The organism is Streptomyces sp. AC1-42W (genome assembly GCF_003248355.1).
In the GTDB taxonomy this organism is placed as follows: domain Bacteria; phylum Actinomycetota; class Actinomycetes; order Streptomycetales; family Streptomycetaceae; genus Streptomyces.
The window spans coordinates 1,881,414-1,897,750 of record NZ_QKWY01000001.1 but is presented as its reverse complement, the minus strand read 5'-3'; the positions used below and the strand labels follow the sequence as shown (position 1 = coordinate 1,897,750).

Below are 16,337 nucleotides of genomic sequence, written 5' to 3'. Positions count from 1 at the left end.
CACTGACCCTTCCCCAAGCTCTCGACTTCGCTCAAGCAGGGGATACCCCATTCGTGACCGCCGCCCCGCGGTGGAAGTCGGAATGCCCTGTCCGAGTCGTGACCGGCTCGCGCCGCCGGACCCCCGGCGGCCGGCACCGTCGAGGTATACGGAGCCGGAGCCTGGTGCCTGTGTGTGCCTGTGCCCGGTTCCCCCCAGGGAGAGGCACCCGCCGCCATGACCGTCCGCCGCAGCGCCGCCGCGCTCGCCGTCACCGCCGCAGCGCTCTGCGCGTCCGCAGCCCCGGCCGCCGTCGCGGCACCCTCCCCCTCCCCGTCCGCCGCGCTGCCCTCCGGGCTGTACGGGACGAACGACCCGACGTACGACGGGGTGTGGCGGCAGTCACTCGCCTTCCTCGCCCAGCAGGCCGTGGGTGTGACACCCGCCACGAAGGCGGTCGACTGGCTGACCGGCCAGCAGTGCGACAACGGCGCGTTCCCCGCGTACCGCGCGGACACCTCCGCGCCCTGCACCGACAAGACGGTGGTGGACACCAACGCGACGGCCGCCGCCGCCCAGGCGCTGCGCGCGATCGGCGGCCAGCAGGACGCCCTCGACAGCGCGGTCGGCTGGCTCAAGTCCGTCCAGAACGAGGACGGCGGCTGGGGCTACACCGCCGGCAGCCCGAGCGACGCCAACTCCACGTCCATCGTGATCGGCGCCCTCGCCCGGGCCGGTCAGAAGCTGGGCGATGTGACGACGGACGGCGGCAGGACCCCGTACGCGGCGCTGCTCACGTTCTCCATCCCCTGCGGCGGCAAGGAAGGCGGCGCGTTCGCCTACCAGCCCGACAAGGCGGGCAAGCTCGCCGCCAACGGTGACGCCACCGCCGCCGGTGTGCTCGGCGCGCTCGGCAAGGGCCTGGTCGTCACGGACCACGCGGCCGTCAAGGCCCCCGCCTGCCACGACGGCTCCCCGCTCGAACCGGAGCAGGCCGCGCAGAACGGCGCCGCCTACCTGGCCACCACGCTCGCCGCGAATGGCGGCCATCTGAACACGCCCCCGATGCCCGGCGCGGAGGACAGCGAGCCGCAGCCCGACTTCGGCAACACCGCCGACGCGGTCGTCGCCCTGTCCGCCGCCGGCCACAAGGACAAGGCCGCCGCCTCCGTCGCCTGGCTGAAGAAGAACTCCGCCGCCTGGGCCGAGCAGAGCGGGCCCGCCGCGTACGCGCAGCTGATCCTCGCCGCCCGCGCGACCGGCGCCGACGTGCGCGACTTCGGCGGCGCGAACCTGGTCGCCGAGCTGAACGCGACCGGCCCCGAGCCCGCCGCCGTGGCGAAGCCGAAGCCGGCCGACACCGAGGACGAGGAGAAGAAGGACAGCGGCGACGGCGACGGCATCGGCGGCGTCTGGTGGTTCGTCGGCATCGGCCTCGCGGTCGGCGCGGGCGCCGGCTTCCTCATCAGCGGCCGCCGCAAGAACCAGCAGCTGTGAGCCGCCTCGCGCGGGCGGCCGCGCTGCTGGTCGTCGGTGCCGTCCTGGTCGTGCTCGGCGCGGGCACGGCGCAGGCGGCCGGCTACCGCTACTGGTCGTTCTGGGAGGGTTCGGCGAGCGGCTGGTCGTACGCGACGCAGGGGCCCTCGCTGGTCCGGCCCGAGGACGGTTCGGTGCAGGGCTTCCGGTTCGCCGTGAGCACGAACTCGCAGGACGCCACGCAGCCCCGCCGCGCCCCCGACTTCGCGAAGATCTGCGCCGACACCCCGGCGAAGGACGGCAGCAAGCGCGTCGCGCTCGTCATCGACCCCGGTGTCGCCGCCGACGCGCCGGACGGGAAGACCCCGCCCGCGATGCGGACCGCGTGCGCGCGGGTGGCGGAGGACGCGAGCAGCGCGGAGGCTCTGGCCTCGGTGGCGAAGCCGCTGCGCTACGACACCAACGCCATGCTCTGCGCGATCTCCGGCTACCCGGCCACGGGCTGCGGCGAACAGGTCTCCGGCAACGGTGACGGCGGCGGCAAGGCACCCGCCTCCGCATCCGACGGCGGCGGCAACGACGACGGCGGGCCCTCCGCGAGTGTGCTCGTCGGCGTCGGCGCCGTACTGCTCCTCGGTATCGCCGCCGTCGCACAGGCCCGCCGCCGGCGCGGATGACCGGCACCACGGCCGGCCGCACGGACCCCGCGACACACCGGCTCCCCGCCTGGCGCGCCCCCGCCGCCGCGCGCGGCAACGCGCTGCCGGCCGGGGCGTGGTGGCTGTGGGCGCTGGGCCTCGCGACCGCCGCGTCCCGGACCACGAACCCGCTGCTGCTCGGGCTGCTGGTGGGGGTCGCCGGCTATGTGGTGGCCGCCCGCCGCACGGACGCGCCGTGGGCCCGCTCGTACGGGATGTTCATCCGGATCGGGCTCTTCGTGATCGCGGTCCGGCTGCTGTTCTCCATCGTGCTCGGCTCCCCGATCCCCGGCACGCACACCCTGTTCACCCTGCCCGAGGTGCCGCTGCCCGACTGGGCGAAGGGCGTCCGGATCGGCGGCCGGGTCACCGCCGAACAACTGCTGTTCGCGCTGTACGACGGGGCGAAGCTGGCGGCGCTGCTGATCTGCGTCGGCGCGGCGAACTCGCTCGCCAACCCGGCCCGGCTGCTGAAGTCGCTGCCCGGCGCGCTGTACGAGGCCGGGGTGGCCGTCGTCGTGGCGATGACGTTCGCGCCGAACATGGTCGCCGACGTGCTGCGGCTGCGCACCGCCCGCCGGCTGCGCGGCCGGCCGACCGGCGGGGTGCGGGCCGTCCTCCAGATCGGGCTGCCGGTCCTGGAAGGCGCCCTGGAACGGTCGGTGGCCGTGGCGGCCTCGATGGACGCGCGCGGCTACGGGCGCACCGCCCGCGTCCCGGCCGCCGTCCGGCACACCACGAACGTCCTCACGCTCGGCGGGCTGCTCGGAGTGTGCGCCGGTACGTACGGGCTGCTGGCCGCCGAGGGCGCCGGCTACGGCGTGCCGCTGCTGGTGGCCGGGCTGGCCGCCGCGCTGGCCGGGCTGCGGCTGGGCGGGGCGCGTTCGGTGCGGACCCGCTACCGGCCCGACCGGTGGGGGGTACGGGCCTGGCTGGTCGCCGGGTCCGGCGCGGCGGTCGCGGCCGCGATGATCTGGGCCGGGCACGCCGATCCGGCCGCGCTGCACCCCGGCGTCGTGCCGCTGGTCGCCCCGGTGCTGCCGCTGTGGCCGGCCGCGGCCGTGCTGCTCGGGCTGCTGCCGGCGCTGGTCGCGCCCGTCCCGCCCTCCCCCACCGGCTTCGAGGAGCAGCTGTGATCCGGTTCGACGATGTTTCGGTGCGGTACGAGGGCGTGGAGCGCCCCACCCTGTCGGGGATCGACCTCACGGTCCCGGAGGGTGAGCTGGTGCTGCTCGTCGGACCCTCCGGGGTCGGCAAGTCAACCCTGCTCGGGGCCGTCTCGGGGCTGGTGCCGCACTTCACGGGCGGCCGGCTCACCGGGCGGGTCACGGTCGGCGGGCGCGACACCCGTACGCACAAGCCCCGCGAGCTGGCGGACCTGGTGGGCACGGTGGGCCAGGACCCGTTGTCGCACTTCGTCACGGACACCGTCGAGGACGAGCTGGCCTACGGCATGGAGTCGCTGGGCCTGGCCCCGGACGTGATGCGGCGGCGGGTCGAGGAGACCCTGGACCTGCTGGGCCTGGCCGGGCTGCGCGACCGCCCGATCGCCACGCTGTCCGGCGGGCAGCAGCAGCGGGTCGCGATCGGCTCGGTGCTCACCCCGCACCCGCGCGTCCTGGTCCTCGACGAGCCGACGTCCGCGCTGGACCCGGCGGCGGCGGAGGAGGTCCTCGCGGTCCTCCAGCGGCTCGTCCACGACCTGGGCACCACGGTCCTGATGGCGGAACACCGGCTGGAGCGCGTGGTGCAGTACGCGGACCAGGTCGTCCTGCTGCCCTCGCCGGGCGCCGCCCCGGTGATGGGGACGCCAGCCGAGGTGATGGCCCTCTCCCCGGTGCACCCGCCGGTCGTCGCGCTCGGGCGCCTCGCCGGCTGGGAGCCGCTGCCGCTCTCGGTCCGCGACGCCCGCCGCCGCGCCGCGGACCTGCGGGCCCGCCTGGCGGACGCGGAGCCGGGCGCCCACCGGGGAGCGCCGGACGCGTCCGGCGCCGTGCACCCGGCCGCGCCCCTCCCCCCGCTCCGCCCCGCGCCCCGCCTCGGCGTCCTCGCCCGGCTGTTCGGGCGCACCCCCGGTACCGAGCCCGTACCGGAGTCCGCGCCCGCGCCCGGCGACACCGCCGCCGCCCGCGTCGAGCGGCTGGGCGTGCGGCGCGGCCGGGTCGAGGCGCTGCGCCGGGTCTCGCTCACCGTGCACGCGGGCGAGACGGTGGCCCTGATGGGCCGCAACGGCGCCGGCAAGTCCACGCTGCTCGGCGCCCTCGTCGGCATGGTCGAGCCCACCTCGGGCACCGTGCTGACCGGGGGCCGGGCCCCGCACCGCACCCCGCCGCGCGAGATGGTGCGCCGCATCGGTCTCGTACCGCAGGAGCCCCGGGATCTGCTGTACGCGGACACGGTCGCCGCCGAGTGCGCGGCGGCGGACGCCGACGCGGGGGCGGAGCCGGGCCGTTGCCGGGCCCTGGTCTCCGAGCTGCTGCCGGGTGTGGCGGACGGCACGCACCCCCGTGATCTGTCCGAGGGGCAGCGCCTCGCGCTGGCCCTCGCCCTGGTGCTCACCGCACGGCCGCCGCTGCTCCTGCTGGACGAGCCGACGCGGGGTCTGGACTACGCGGCGAAGGCCCGGCTGGTGCGGGTGCTGCGGGCGCTCGCGGCGGAGGGCCACGCGATCGTGCTGGCCACCCATGACGTGGAGCTGGCCGCCGAGCTGGCGCACCGGGTGGTGATCCTCGCCGACGGGGAGGTCGTCGCGGACGGGCCGACCGCCGAGGTGGTGGTGTCCTCGCCGGCGTTCGCCCCGCAGACGGCCAAGGTGCTCGCCCCGCAGGAGTGGCTCACGGTCTCGCAGGTGCGGGCGGCGCTCGGGGGTGGCGCGTGAGCGGCGGGGAGCGGCGCGGCGGCGGTCCGGTCCGGCTGGGGCCGCGCGCGGTCGTGGCGCTAATGCTGATCAGTGCCATCGGGGTGGCCGCCTTCGGCTGGCCGCTGCTCGCGGACGCGGACTCGGGGCTGGCGCACGCGCAGGACGCGCCGTGGCTGTTCGCCGCGCTGCTGCCGCTGCTGGTCGGGGTGGTGGTCGCGATGATCGCGGACGCGGGCCTGGACGCGAAGGCGGTGGCGATGCTGGGGGTGCTGGCCGCGGTGGGGGCGGCGCTGCGCCCGCTGGGGGCGGGCACGGCGGGCCTGGAGCCGATGTTCTTCCTGATGGTGCTGAGCGGGCGGGTGCTGGGGCCGGGGTTCGGCTTCGTGCTGGGGTCGGTGACGATGTTCGCGTCCGCGCTGCTGACCGGCGGGGTGGGGCCGTGGATGCCGTTCCAGATGCTGTCGATGAGCTGGTTCGCGATGGGCGCGGGCCTGCTGCCGGGCCCGGACCGGCTGCGCGGGCGCGGTGAGCTGCTGATGCTCGCCGGGTACGGAGCGGTCGCGTCGTTCGCGTACGGCACGGTCATGAATCTGTACGGGTGGACGATCGTGCCGGGGCTCGCCTCGGGCATCTCGTTCCGGCCGGGTGATCCGCTGGGCGACAACCTGGTGCGCTTCCTGGCGTACTGCGCGACGACGTCGCTGGGCTGGGACCTGGGCCGGGCCGTGCTCACGGTGGTCCTCACGCTGACGGTCGGGGCGCCGCTGCTGAAGGCGCTGCGCAGGGCGACCCGGCGGGCTTCCTTCGAGGCCCAGGGCCTGTTTTGAGTTCCCCGTCGTCCGCCCGGAGGGCGGGCGCGGCGGCGGTCGGTGCGTGCGATCGGTGTGCGGCGGTCCTGGTCATGTGGCGGAGCCACCTGTCCTGGACCGCCGTGCGGCGAGCGTGCGTGCCGGGCGTCGGGGCGCAGACGGGGAACTCAAAACAGGCCCTGGGGTCACATTCGGGGGCCGTGCGGAGTGAGGGCACCCACAGGACTTTGGTCCCGTACTAGGCGGGGTAGGAGGCGCGGGGCCGGACCACAGGGCCCCGGTACACCCACTGTGACCTGCTATGAAGCGTTTTGAGGGGGTTCGGGACCTTCGGCCCCGGGTGCGAGGCGGGGTCGTATCGGGGGTCGTTGCCACGGCCGAACGGCGCCGCTAAGACTGGAACCCGTCGCCGAGCACCGCAGGTCCTCACCCGGATCACGGTCAACGAGCGCCGGTCCACGCAGGATTCGGACCGAGCCCGCGACTCCCCCGTTCCCAACCGTTAGGTTCCCTGTGTCGTTCGCCCGTAACCTCGTCTCCGCGCCCCGCATCTCCCGTCGCAAGGCCGCCGCTGCCGGCGCCACCGTTCTGCTGGGCGCCACCGGCCTCGGCCTGGGGGTCTCCTCCACGGCCATGGCGGCCCCGTCCGCCGTGCCGACGTCCGCCGGGAGTGCCCAGGACACGGCGCGGCAGATGATCGGTGACGGCGCCCAGTTCCAGTGCTTCAGCAACATCGTCAGCCACGAGAGCGGCTGGAACCCGACCGCGACCAACGCCTCCTCCGGTGCCTACGGCCTGGTCCAGGCGCTGCCCGCGTCGAAGATGGCGTCGGCCGGTTCCGACTGGAAGACCAACCCCGGTACGCAGATCAAGTGGGGTCTGGACTACATGAACTCCCGCTACGGCAGCCCCTGCGCCGCCTGGTCCTTCTGGCAGGCCAACAACTGGTACTGATCGGGCCCGTCCCGGACAGCCGGTGATCACCGAAGCCCCGACCGCCTCGCGCGGCCGGGGCTTCGGCCTGTCCGGGTGCCGGTGAGCATCCCCGTACGCCCGCCCGCGCCTCCACTCGCACCCCGGTCCGGATGTCGAACGGGCGCACGGAATCATGGCGGGCATGTCCGCCCTGCTCTCCGGCTTCGCCCCCATCTGGGTCCTGACCGGCATCGGCTACGCGGTCGGGCGCGGCGGACTCCTCGGGGCGCAGGCGGAGGCGGTGCTCGGCCGGTTCGTCTTCCACGTGGCCATGCCCGCGGCCCTGTTCACCATGGTGTCGGCGGCGAGCCCGGACGTCTTCGGCCATCCGTCGATGGTGGCGTTCGCCGCGAGTACGGCGGTGGCCGCCGGTGTTGGGTTCGTCCTGGCGCGGCGGGTCTTCGGCCGGGACCGGGCCGGGGCGGCGGTCGGCGCGATGACCTCGGGCCAGGTGAACTCCGCCAATCTCGGCATTCCGGTGGCGGTGCAGGTGCTGGGCGACGCCTCGTTCGTGGCGCAGGTCATCCTCTTCCAGGTGCTGGTGCTCTCGCCGGTGATCCTGACGCTGCTGGACTCCGGGACGCGCGGCGGCGGGGAGGGGGAGCCGGGCGGACGGCGGGGCGGCGGGGTCCGCCGGATGCTCACCATGCCCGTGCGCAACCCGATCATCCTGGCCTCGCTGCTCGGGGTGGCCGTCTCGGCGTCCGGGCTGCGGCTGCCGGCCGCGCTGACGCACCCCTGCGAGGTGCTGGGCGCGGCGGCGGTGCCCACGGCCCTGATCACGCTCGGCCTGTCGCTGCACCGGGGGCCGGGCGGGGGCGAGGGGCGCGGGGGGCGCGGAAGCCGGGCGGAGACGGCGGTCGTCGTCGCGGTGAAGACGCTGGGGCAGCCGCTGGTCGCGCTGCTGGTGGCGGGCCCGCTGCTGGGGCTGCCGGACGACCGGCTGCCGGCGGTGGTGCTGTGCGCGGCGCTGCCCTCGGCGCAGAACTCGTTCATCTACGCCCGTGAGTACGGCCTGGACACCGGGCCGGCCCGCGACGCGATCGTGGCGTCCACGCTGGTGTCGATGGTCACGCTGTCGGTGGCGGCCTGGGCGCTGGGGGGCCGGTGAGCGGCCGTGAGCCGTTCGAGTGGCGGGTGGTCGGGGGCGGGCCGATGCTTGAGGGGCGACGATCCACATACCGAAGGGGTGCGGGGACGTTTCACGTCTCCCCGCACCCCTTCGGTCAGGTCCGGGCCTCCAGCGCCCGGCCCGCGTCCTCCGGTGCCGCGGGTGCCGGCGGGGCGGCGCGCGGCCGACGCGGCCCGGTGAGCACGTACGTGATCAGGAAGCCGAGCGCGACGACGGTCGCCCCGCCCACCGCGTCCAGCACCCAGTGGTTGGCGGTCGCGATGATCGCGGAGACGGTGAACAGCGGATGCAGCGCGCCGAGGGCCTTCATCCACGGTTTCGGGGCGAGCAGTACGACGATCACCCCGCACCACAGGGACCAGCCGAAGTGCAGCGAGGGCATCGCCGCGTACTGGTTGGTGACGGCCGTCAGCGCCCCGTAGTCGGGCTGGGCGAAGTCCTGGACGCCGTGGACCGTGTCGATGAAGCCGAGGCCGGGCATCAGCCGCGGCGGGGCGAGCGGGTAGAGCCAGAAGCCGACGAGGGCCAGCAGGGTGGCGAAGCCGAGGGCGGTGCGCGCCCAGCGGTAGTCGGCGGGGCGGCGTACGTACAGCACGGCGAGGATGGCCAGCGGCACGAGGAAGTGGAAGGTCGCGTAGTAGTAGTCGAAGAAGGCCCGCAGCTCGCCGGTGCGGGCGACCGCGTGGTTGAGGGCGTGTTCGATGTCGATGTGCAGCCGGCGCTCGACGGAGTGGATCTGCCGGCCGTGCCGTTCGGCGGTCTCCCGTCCGGCCGTGGCGGCCAGCCGGATGTGCGCGTACGCGGAGTAGACGACCCGCAGCAGCAGCAGTTCGAGGAGCAGGTTGGGCCGGCCGAGGGCCCGCCGCAGCGGCAGGAGCGGCGTGCGGCGGGAGGCGGCGGGTTCCGCGTACGCGGTGGGCAGCGGCCGCCGCCAGTACGGGGAGGTGCGCGGCAGGAACGGGGCGGCGCAGGCGGCCCCGAGCGCGGCGATGAGCAGCACGTTGTCGCGTACCGGGAACGCCGCCCCGATGTTCGGCAGCAGCACGGTGCCCGGCAGGGTGGTGACCAGGACCACGACGGCCGGCCACACCATCCGGTCCGAGGCGCGCCGGCCCGCCCGGCCGACCACGGCGAGCAGCACCCACAGCAGCTGGTGCTGCCAGGCGGTCGGGGACACGGCGACGACGACGCAGCCGGTGACGGCCACGGCGAGCAGGAGCTGCCCGTCGTGCGCGTACCGCACGGCGCGGCGCAGGCCGATGGCGCAGACGGCGGCGCCGAGCGCCAGGAACAGCGCGATCTCCGGCGGCCCGGTCAGGCCGGATCGCAGCAGCGCCCCGTGCAGGGACTGGTTGGCGAGGCTGTCCGCCTGGTCGCCGAGGCCGGCCCCGGCGACGTGGTGCACCCAGTACGTCCATGAGTCGTGCGGCATGACGGCCCAGGCCAGGGCGGTGCAGCCGGCGAAGGCGGCGATGGCGGTGAGCGCGGCGCGGCGCCGGCCGGTGAGCCGGAGCAGGACCGCGAAGAGGAGCACGGTCGGCTGGAGGGCGGCGGCGACGCCGATGAGGACCCCGGCCCTGCGTTCCCCGCGCACGGCGAAGAGGCCGACGAGGACCAGGAGGACGGGCAGGATGCTGACCTGGCCGAGGTGGAGGGCGTCGCGCACCGGCAGCGAGAGCATGAGCAGGCTGATCGCGACGGGTGCGGCGAGCAGGGCGGTGCGCCGGCCGACCGGGCCGGGCAGGGCGCGGGCCGCGACGACGCCGAGAGCGGCGACCAGCAGCAGCGATCCGAAGGTCCAGGCGACGCCGAGGCTCTGTTCGGCGGTACGGGTGAGCGGCTTGAGGACGAGCCCGGCGAACGGGGTGCCGGTGAAGTGGTCGGTGTCGTAGAGCGAGCCGGGTACGTGGAGCACGCCGTGCGGGCCGATCCAGGTCTCCAGGTCGGTGAGCCGTTCGCCCGGCGGCCGGCTCAGGACGGCCGCCATCTGCCGCAGGGCCAGCGCGGCCACGATCAGCCAGAGCACCGCCCGTGCCGCGGTGGTCCCGGGTCCCGCCGTCGCGCTTCCGCTGCCGCCGTGCTCCGCGTTCGCCACGCTGTGCCGTTCCTCCCGAGGTCTGCCACCGGCCGACTGTCCGGCATGTGTAGAACCTTCGCACTGTGTGACGGGATAGGCACAATCAACCCGCTCTTCGAAATTCACCCCCATTTGTCCTAAAAGATGCCCGGTCAGGTGTGCGGAACGGCCGGAACCGGGGTGCGTCCGCGCACGTCTGAGCCCGTGATCAGCAACGACGGGGAGGACGGAAGATGCGGCGCGCGCGGAGAGAACGCGGGACGGGCAAGGGGGCGCGCGGCTGGGCGGCCCGTGCGCTCTCCCTGACCCTGATCCTGGTGTCGTTGCAGCTGGGATCGCTGATCGCGCCGGCGTACGCCTGCGGGTGCGGGGCGATGGTGGTGGACCGCGACAGCCGGGTCGCGGTGGACCGGGAGACGTCGGCGGTGGGCTGGGACGGCCGCACCGAGCAGATCGTGATGCGGCTGAGCGTCCGGGGCGACGCGCCCGACGCGGCCTGGATCATGCCCGTACCGAACCGCGCCACGGTCGAGCTGGGCGACGCGGAGCTGTTCACGGAGCTGGAGGCGATCACCGCGCCGGTCCACGAGGAGCGGCACTACTTCTGGCCGCGCGAGAAGGACTGGCCGTTCGGCGGCTCGGACCACGCGGTGGGCGACAGCGCCGCCGGGCCCCGGGCTCCCGCGCCGGTCGAGGTCGTCGGCCGGGAGCGGCTGGGCCCCTTCGACGTGGCCCGGCTGGCGGCGACGGACCCGGAGGCGCTGGAGGGCTGGCTGACGGAGAACGGCTTCGAGCTGCCGGACCGCCTCGCCACCGCCCTGACCCCGTACGTGGAGCAGAAGTGGGAGTACGTGGCGGTGCGGCTGGCGCCGCGGGACCGGGGGGCCACGCTGAGCGGCACGCTCGACCCGCTGCGGCTGCGGTTCGCCAGCGACCGGCTGGTCTATCCGATGCGTCTGTCGAAGCTGGCCGCCACCCCGCAGTCCCTGGACCTGTACGTGCTGGCCGACCACCGCATGGAGCCGCGCGGCACGATCGGCGGGCGGCCCGCGAAGGTCTCCTACGCCGGCCGGGTGGACCCGGCGGCGGAGCCGTACGAGGCGCTGTCGGCGGTCACCGGCGACAAGCCGGTCTTCCTGACGGCGATGCACCAGTACTTCCCGACGCCGGAGCGGATCAACGGCGACCACGAACTGCTGGCGACCGCCGAGGACACCCCGTACCGGACGGTGATCCACCGGGAGACGCTGCTGACCTGGGGCGGCATCCCGGCCTGGCTGCTGACGCTGCTCGCCGGCGCGGCGGCGGTGGTCGTGACCGTGCTGCTGCTGGTACGCGCCCGGCGCCGGCGCCCGGTGACGCCCCCGGCCCCGGTCCTCACGCCGCCGCCGCTGCGGTGAGCCGGGTCCGCATGTGCGTACGAGGGGTGAGGTGTCACCGGCAGCCATCGCCCTCGAAATCACGTGGCCCATACATGTGTGCGATGCCCAGAATGGCCCCATGACCTGGACCGTGGCCCCCGAACCCTTCGACTCCGCCGACGCGGCCCTGCTCCGGCGCGACTACTACGGCGAGGTCGCCGGCCGCTACTGGGGGCGCCCGGCGACGGCCGCGGAGATCGACGAGGGGCTCACCGACGACGGCGCTTCGCTGCTGCGGGCGCCCACCGGGGACTTCCTGGTGGGCCGCTCCGGCGGCCGCCCGGCGGGCTGCGCGGGCCTGGTCCTCGTGGGCGGCGGCACCGCCGAGCTGACCCGCGTCTTCGTCCGCCCGGAGTTCCGGGGCACGGGTGGCGGCGGGCTGCTGCTCGCGGCGGTGGAGGCCCGCGCGCGGGCCCTGGGGGCGGCGCTGCTGCGGCTCGACACCCGGCACGACCTGGTCGAGGCCCGCGGCCTGTACGCGAAGCACGGCTACCGGGAGGTACCGGCGTTCAACGAGGGCCCGTACGCCGAACGCTGGTTCGCCAAGGAGCTGCGCGGGACGGCGCAGTAGGTGCGGGGGCCGGGGGTCTTCCCCGTACGCGTACGGGTCACTCGCTCCGGTGGGGGTGGCCCGCCGCGTGGTCGCGCCTCGGTTCGGGGCTGTGCGGCCACTCCTTGCTCGATCCGCTCGTCTCGGCCGTCAGCTCCGAGACCAGGGCGACCAGGTCGGTGGGCCGGTCGGGCCCCCACCAGTCGCCCAGGAGCGCGGCCAGCGAGTCCTCGCGGGCCTGGGCGAGCTTGACCACCGCCTCCGCGCCCGGCTCGGTGAGCACCATCTGCACCCCGACGCGCCGGACGAGCCCGCGCCCCTCCAGCTGCCGGGCCGCCTCGTTGATCACGCGCAGCGGTACGGGCGCCACCTCGGCGAGCCGGGCGGGCTCCACGGTGCCGTGGCGCTTGATGCGCAGCAGCATCCAGCCGGCGGCCGGCAGCAGATCGAGGCCCGCCCGCTCGGTGATCTTCACATAGACCTCGCGCCGGCCCTCCCGGGTGGCGAGCACGGACAGGGCCCGCGCGCACTCGTCGTACGAGGAGCGCTCGACCGGGTTGGAGGCCAGCGTCTCGGTCGGGTCGGGCGCCGTCACCGAGCCGCGCAGCGGGTCCTCCTTGAGGAACCAGGCGAAGACGAAGGCGACCAGGACGACGGGCGCGGCGTACAGGAACACATCGGTGATCGACGTCGAGTAGGCCTGGAGCACCGGGCCGCGCAGGCCGGGCGGCAGCTGCCCGATGGCGCGCGGGTCGGCGGCCAGGGCCTTGGCGTCGACGCCTGGCGGCATCGACCGGCCGGCGAGCGCGGCGCCGAGTTTGTCCGTGAGCCGGTTCGTGAAGATCGTGCCGAAGATCGCCACACCGAACGAGGCCCCGATGGACCGGAAGAACGTCGCGCCGGAGGTCGCCACGCCCAGGTCCCGGTACGAGACGGCGTTCTGCACGACCAGGACGAGGACCTGCATCACCAGGCCGAGCCCCGCGCCGAACACGAAGAAGTAGGCGCTCATCTCCCAGGTGCCGCTGGAGACCGTCAGCCGGTGCAGCAGGAGCAGGCCGATCGCGGTGATGCCGGTCCCGGCGATCGGGAAGACCTTCCAGCGGCCCGTCCGGCTGACGATCTGCCCGGACACCGTGGAGGTGATCAGCAGCCCGAAGACCATCGGCAGCATGTGCACACCGGACATCGTCGGCGTGATGCCGTGCACCACCTGGAGGAAGGTCGGCAGATAGGTCATCGCGCCGAACATCGCGAACCCGATGACGAAGCTGATCACGGCGACCAGGCTGAACGTCCTGATCCGGAACAGTTTCAGCGGGATCACCGGCTCGGCGGCGCGCCGCTCCACGAACACGAACGCGATCAGCAGCAGGGCGGCCAGCACCGCGAGGCCGATGATCTTCCAGGAGCCCCAGGGCCAGGTGGTGCCGCCGAGGGAGGCGACGAGGACCAGGCAGGTGGCGACCGCCGCGATGAGGAAGGTGCCCAGGTAGTCGATGGTGTGCTTCGTCCGGCCGACCGGGATGTGCAGCACGGCGGCGATCACCACGAGGGCGACCACCCCGATGGGCAGGTTGATGTAGAAGACCCAGCGCCAGGAGAGGTGCTGGGTGAAGAAACCGCCCAGCAGCGGCCCCAGGACGCTCGTCGCCCCGAACACCGCGCCGAAGAGGCCCTGGTACTTGCCGCGCTCACGGGGCGGGACGATGTCACCGACGATCGCCATCGACAGCACCATGAGCCCGCCGCCGCCGAGCCCCTGGAGGGCACGGAATCCGATCAGCTGGGGCATGTTCTGGGCGATACCGCAGAGCGCGGAGCCGATCAGGAAGATGACGATCGCGGTCTGGAACAGCTTCTTGCGCCCGTACTGGTCGCCGAGCTTCCCCCAGAGCGGAGTCGCGGCCGTCGAGGCCAGCAGATAGGCCGTGACCACCCACGACAGGTGTTCGAGCCCGCCGAGGTCGCTGACGATCGTGGGAAGTGCCGTGGAGACGATGGTCTGGTCGAGTGCGGCGAGCAGCATGCCGAGAAGCAGTGCGCCGATCGCCACCAGGACCGACCGCGTGGAGCGGTCCGCGCCGGGGGCCTGGGCCGGGGGGCTCAGCTGCTGGGCCATGAGACATCTCCTCGGAGGCTCTCCTCGGATGATCCGCTACACACCCATCCTGTCTGTTCCACCCCGTTATGGCCTGCCGGAGACCCACCTGATTGGGGTTCTCGGCGGCGGGCTGCATAATCGCAGGCAGTTCAAGGGGAGGGGACCCACCATGACCGGACATATATGCCCGGAGTGCGGTACGGAAGGCAGACCGGGCACCGGCCCGGGCTGCGCCTGCGCGGGCCGCGCGGTGTACGGCGCCACGGGCGCGCCCGGTCACCTCACCGACCCGGAGCGGGCCGCCGAGCAGCGGCGCATCGCCGAGGAGCACCACGCCGGCCGGTCCGCCGAGATGGCCGCGGCGGAGGACTTCGACCCGCTGCGCATCCGCCCGTACGTGACGCTGGGCGGCGACACCGCGGCCGCGCCGTCCCCGACGACCCCGCCGGGCGCCCCGCACGTCTACGCCCCCGAGGCCGACGCCGCGACGACCATGCCGCTGTATCTGCCGCCCATGGCCCCCGCGCCGCACGCCGGCGACGGGACCGACGAGCCCACGACCGCACTGCTGCTCACCCGCCCGGACCCGGTGGCGCCGCGCCGCCGCAAGCCCTTCGCCGCCGTGGTCGCCGGGGCGGCCGTGGTCACCGTCGTCGGCACGGCCGCCTTCATCGGCGGGCTGTTCAACGGGGACGGCGGCGGGGAGGCCGACCTCGACCAGGCCCTGCCCTCCACGGTGGCCAGCCTCCCCGACGAGAGCGTCGAGCCCTCGCCGTCCGCATCGGCCTCCGCATCGCCGTCCCCGTCGCGCTCGGCCTCCCCCTCGGCGTCCGCGACCGCCTCGGCATCGGCGTCCGCGTCCGCGTCGTCCTCCGTATCCCCCTCCCGCTCCGCGTCCGCGTCCGCTTCGGCGTCCGGGGCGGGCCACGCCTCCTCGTCCCCCTCGGCCACGGCGGGGAGCAGCGCCCCGGTGGAGGGCGTGGCCCCGCCGCCCACGACCCCGGACGAGGGGGAGACGCTGCGGCGGGGCGATTACGGACCGGCGGTGGCGGAGTTGCAGAACCGGCTGCGCGAGGTCTGGGTCTACAACGGCCCCGTGGACTCCTCCTACGGGGACCGCACCGAGCAGGCCGTGGGCGATCTCCAGAACTGGTGGAACATCACGGGGGACCCGAAGGGCGTCTACGGCCCGCACACCCGGACCCGCCTGGAGGCGGTGACGACGGGACGCGGCCGCCGCTGACCGCTGCCCGCTGCCTGTTCCCCGCTGTCCGCACGGCCGGACGCGGGACCGCCGGCCGGAGGGATTCGCCAACACCGGCATGTTTTTGTATCGTGGAGGAACAAAGTGGCCTCCGCGCGCACACCCTGACCGGCGGGCGGGGGCCGCTTGATCTCTCGCGCCGCTCACCCCCGCGGCGCCCTCCCCCGTTCTGGAGCCCGCCCATGCCGGCCACCGCCCTCACCGCCAAAGCCCTCCTTCTGGACATGGACGGCACCCTGGTGAACTCCGACGCCGTCGTGGAGCGCTGCTGGCGCCGCTGGGCGCTGCGGCAGGGGCTGGACCCGGAAGAGGTGCTGAAGGTCGTCCACGGCCGGCAGGGGTACGCCACGATGGCGGTGCTGCTCCCGGACCGCCCGATGGCGGAGAACCACGCGGACAACCGGGTGATGCTCGCCGAGGAGACCGCCGACACGGACGGGGTGGTTCCGATCGGCGGCGCCCCCGCCTTCATGGACGCCATCGCCGCCCTGCCGCACGCCCTGGTCACCTCGGCCGACCTGCCGCTGGCGACGGCCCGGATGGGCGCGGCCGGACTGCGGATGCCGGACCTCCGCGTCACCGCCGAGAGCGTCGGGGCCAGCAAGCCGGACCCGGAGGGCTTCCTCAAGGGCGCGGCGGCGCTGGGCTTCGATCCGGCGGACTGCGTGGTCTTCGAGGACTCCGAGGCGGGCATCGCGGCGGGCCGGGCGGCCGGCATGCGCGTGGTGGGCGTGGGCCCGCGCGCGGGAGCCCACGCCCCGGACGTCCACGTGCCGGACCTGGCCCACCTGCGCGTGGAGCCGGCACCGGACGGCACGATCACCCTGCACATCGCGACGGCCTGAGCCGAAGAGACCGGCCCGCCCGCATCCGGGTGGGGCCGGTGACCTGAGCCGCGGGCGCCACCCCCGCCAGGCACGGCCGCACCCGCGACCACCCGCACCCCATACGCCCGACGCGGCTCCTCACGCCCCCTCAGACACCAGCGCCAC

Annotated in this window: 13 protein-coding genes; 11 read left to right on the top strand and 2 right to left on the bottom strand. The window is 74.7% G+C overall.

Annotation, left to right across the window (positions count from 1 at the left end; translation table 11 throughout):
* Nucleotides 1-216: 216 nt before the first annotated feature.
* From DNK56_RS08600 to DNK56_RS08570, 7 genes are all read left to right on the top strand, one after another.
* Nucleotides 217-1,476 (top strand): prenyltransferase/squalene oxidase repeat-containing protein, encoded by a 1,260-nt coding sequence (locus DNK56_RS08600; protein ID WP_111332057.1) that lies wholly within the window; start codon nucleotides 217-219, stop codon nucleotides 1,474-1,476.
* Nucleotides 1,473-2,132: an SCO2322 family protein gene (locus tag DNK56_RS08595; protein WP_111332055.1), complete on the top strand. Its 660-nt coding sequence runs from the start codon at nucleotides 1,473-1,475 to the stop codon at nucleotides 2,130-2,132. Before DNK56_RS08600 ends, DNK56_RS08595 begins: the two co-directional genes overlap by 4 nt.
* On the top strand, nucleotides 2,129-3,289 hold the full coding sequence (locus DNK56_RS08590; protein ID WP_111332053.1) for an energy-coupling factor transporter transmembrane protein EcfT: 1,161 nt from the start codon (nucleotides 2,129-2,131) through the stop codon (nucleotides 3,287-3,289). Before DNK56_RS08595 ends, DNK56_RS08590 begins: the two co-directional genes overlap by 4 nt.
* On the top strand, nucleotides 3,286-5,031 hold the full coding sequence (locus DNK56_RS08585) for an ABC transporter ATP-binding protein (RefSeq protein WP_111332051.1): 1,746 nt from the start codon (nucleotides 3,286-3,288) through the stop codon (nucleotides 5,029-5,031). Before DNK56_RS08590 ends, DNK56_RS08585 begins: the two co-directional genes overlap by 4 nt.
* Before the next feature lie 62 nt (nucleotides 5,032-5,093).
* A complete protein-coding gene (locus DNK56_RS08580) occupies nucleotides 5,094-5,840 on the top strand; it encodes an ECF transporter S component (RefSeq protein ID WP_241989947.1) in 747 nt (248 codons plus the stop codon).
* Between the two features lie 495 nt (nucleotides 5,841-6,335).
* Entirely contained in the window at nucleotides 6,336-6,776 is a 441-nt protein-coding gene (locus DNK56_RS08575) for an aggregation-promoting factor C-terminal-like domain-containing protein (protein WP_111332047.1), read from the top strand.
* Nucleotides 6,777-6,939: 163 nt separating this feature from the next.
* Complete coding sequence (locus DNK56_RS08570; RefSeq protein WP_241989808.1) at nucleotides 6,940-7,908, top strand: AEC family transporter; 969 nt, start codon at nucleotides 6,940-6,942, stop codon at nucleotides 7,906-7,908.
* 115 nt (nucleotides 7,909-8,023) lie between these two features.
* On the opposite strand, the gene DNK56_RS08565 is transcribed toward DNK56_RS08570, so the two are convergent.
* Nucleotides 8,024-9,955: a bifunctional glycosyltransferase 87/phosphatase PAP2 family protein gene (locus DNK56_RS08565; protein WP_111335601.1), complete on the bottom strand. Its 1,932-nt coding sequence runs from the start codon at nucleotides 9,953-9,955 to the stop codon at nucleotides 8,024-8,026.
* Between the two features lie 362 nt (nucleotides 9,956-10,317).
* On the opposite strand from DNK56_RS08565, the gene DNK56_RS08560 reads away from it, so the two are divergent.
* Both DNK56_RS08560 and DNK56_RS08555 read left to right on the top strand, forming a co-directional pair.
* Entirely contained in the window at nucleotides 10,318-11,406 is a 1,089-nt protein-coding gene (locus DNK56_RS08560) for a DUF2330 domain-containing protein (protein WP_111335599.1), read from the top strand.
* Nucleotides 11,407-11,506: 100 nt separating this feature from the next.
* Nucleotides 11,507-11,998 carry a GNAT family N-acetyltransferase gene (locus DNK56_RS08555; RefSeq protein WP_111332042.1) on the top strand — a complete coding sequence of 164 codons (492 nt, stop codon included), beginning with the start codon at nucleotides 11,507-11,509 and terminating at the stop codon, nucleotides 11,996-11,998.
* A gap of 37 nt (nucleotides 11,999-12,035) precedes the next feature.
* Here DNK56_RS08555 and DNK56_RS08550 read toward each other — a convergent pair whose 3' ends face one another.
* On the bottom strand, nucleotides 12,036-14,099 hold the full coding sequence (locus DNK56_RS08550) for an MDR family MFS transporter (RefSeq protein ID WP_111332040.1): 2,064 nt from the start codon (nucleotides 14,097-14,099) through the stop codon (nucleotides 12,036-12,038).
* Nucleotides 14,100-14,250: 151 nt separating this feature from the next.
* Here DNK56_RS08550 and DNK56_RS08545 point away from each other — a divergent pair, with 151 nt between their 5' ends.
* Nucleotides 14,251-15,324 (top strand): peptidoglycan-binding domain-containing protein, encoded by a 1,074-nt coding sequence (locus DNK56_RS08545; protein ID WP_111332038.1) that lies wholly within the window; start codon nucleotides 14,251-14,253, stop codon nucleotides 15,322-15,324.
* Between the two features lie 203 nt (nucleotides 15,325-15,527).
* Nucleotides 15,528-16,190 (top strand): HAD-IA family hydrolase, encoded by a 663-nt coding sequence (locus DNK56_RS08540; RefSeq protein WP_111332036.1) that lies wholly within the window; start codon nucleotides 15,528-15,530, stop codon nucleotides 16,188-16,190.
* Nucleotides 16,191-16,337: the final 147 nt, after the last annotated feature.

Excerpts from the sequence above, each read along its gene's own strand:
- DNK56_RS08590 (WP_111332053.1), top strand. The coding sequence starts at position 2,129 with ATGACCGGCACCACGGCCGGCCGCACGGACCCCGCGACACACCGGCTC.
- DNK56_RS08550 (WP_111332040.1), bottom strand. The coding sequence starts at position 14,099 with ATGGCCCAGCAGCTGAGCCCCCCGGCCCAGGCCCCCGGCGCGGACCGC.
- DNK56_RS08555 (WP_111332042.1), top strand. The coding sequence starts at position 11,507 with ATGACCTGGACCGTGGCCCCCGAACCCTTCGACTCCGCCGACGCGGCC.
- DNK56_RS08540 (WP_111332036.1), top strand. The coding sequence starts at position 15,528 with ATGCCGGCCACCGCCCTCACCGCCAAAGCCCTCCTTCTGGACATGGAC.
- DNK56_RS08545 (WP_111332038.1), top strand. The coding sequence starts at position 14,251 with ATGACCGGACATATATGCCCGGAGTGCGGTACGGAAGGCAGACCGGGC.
- DNK56_RS08600 (WP_111332057.1), top strand. The coding sequence starts at position 217 with ATGACCGTCCGCCGCAGCGCCGCCGCGCTCGCCGTCACCGCCGCAGCG.
- DNK56_RS08570 (WP_241989808.1), top strand. The coding sequence starts at position 6,940 with ATGTCCGCCCTGCTCTCCGGCTTCGCCCCCATCTGGGTCCTGACCGGC.
- DNK56_RS08580 (WP_241989947.1), top strand. The coding sequence starts at position 5,094 with ATGCTGATCAGTGCCATCGGGGTGGCCGCCTTCGGCTGGCCGCTGCTC.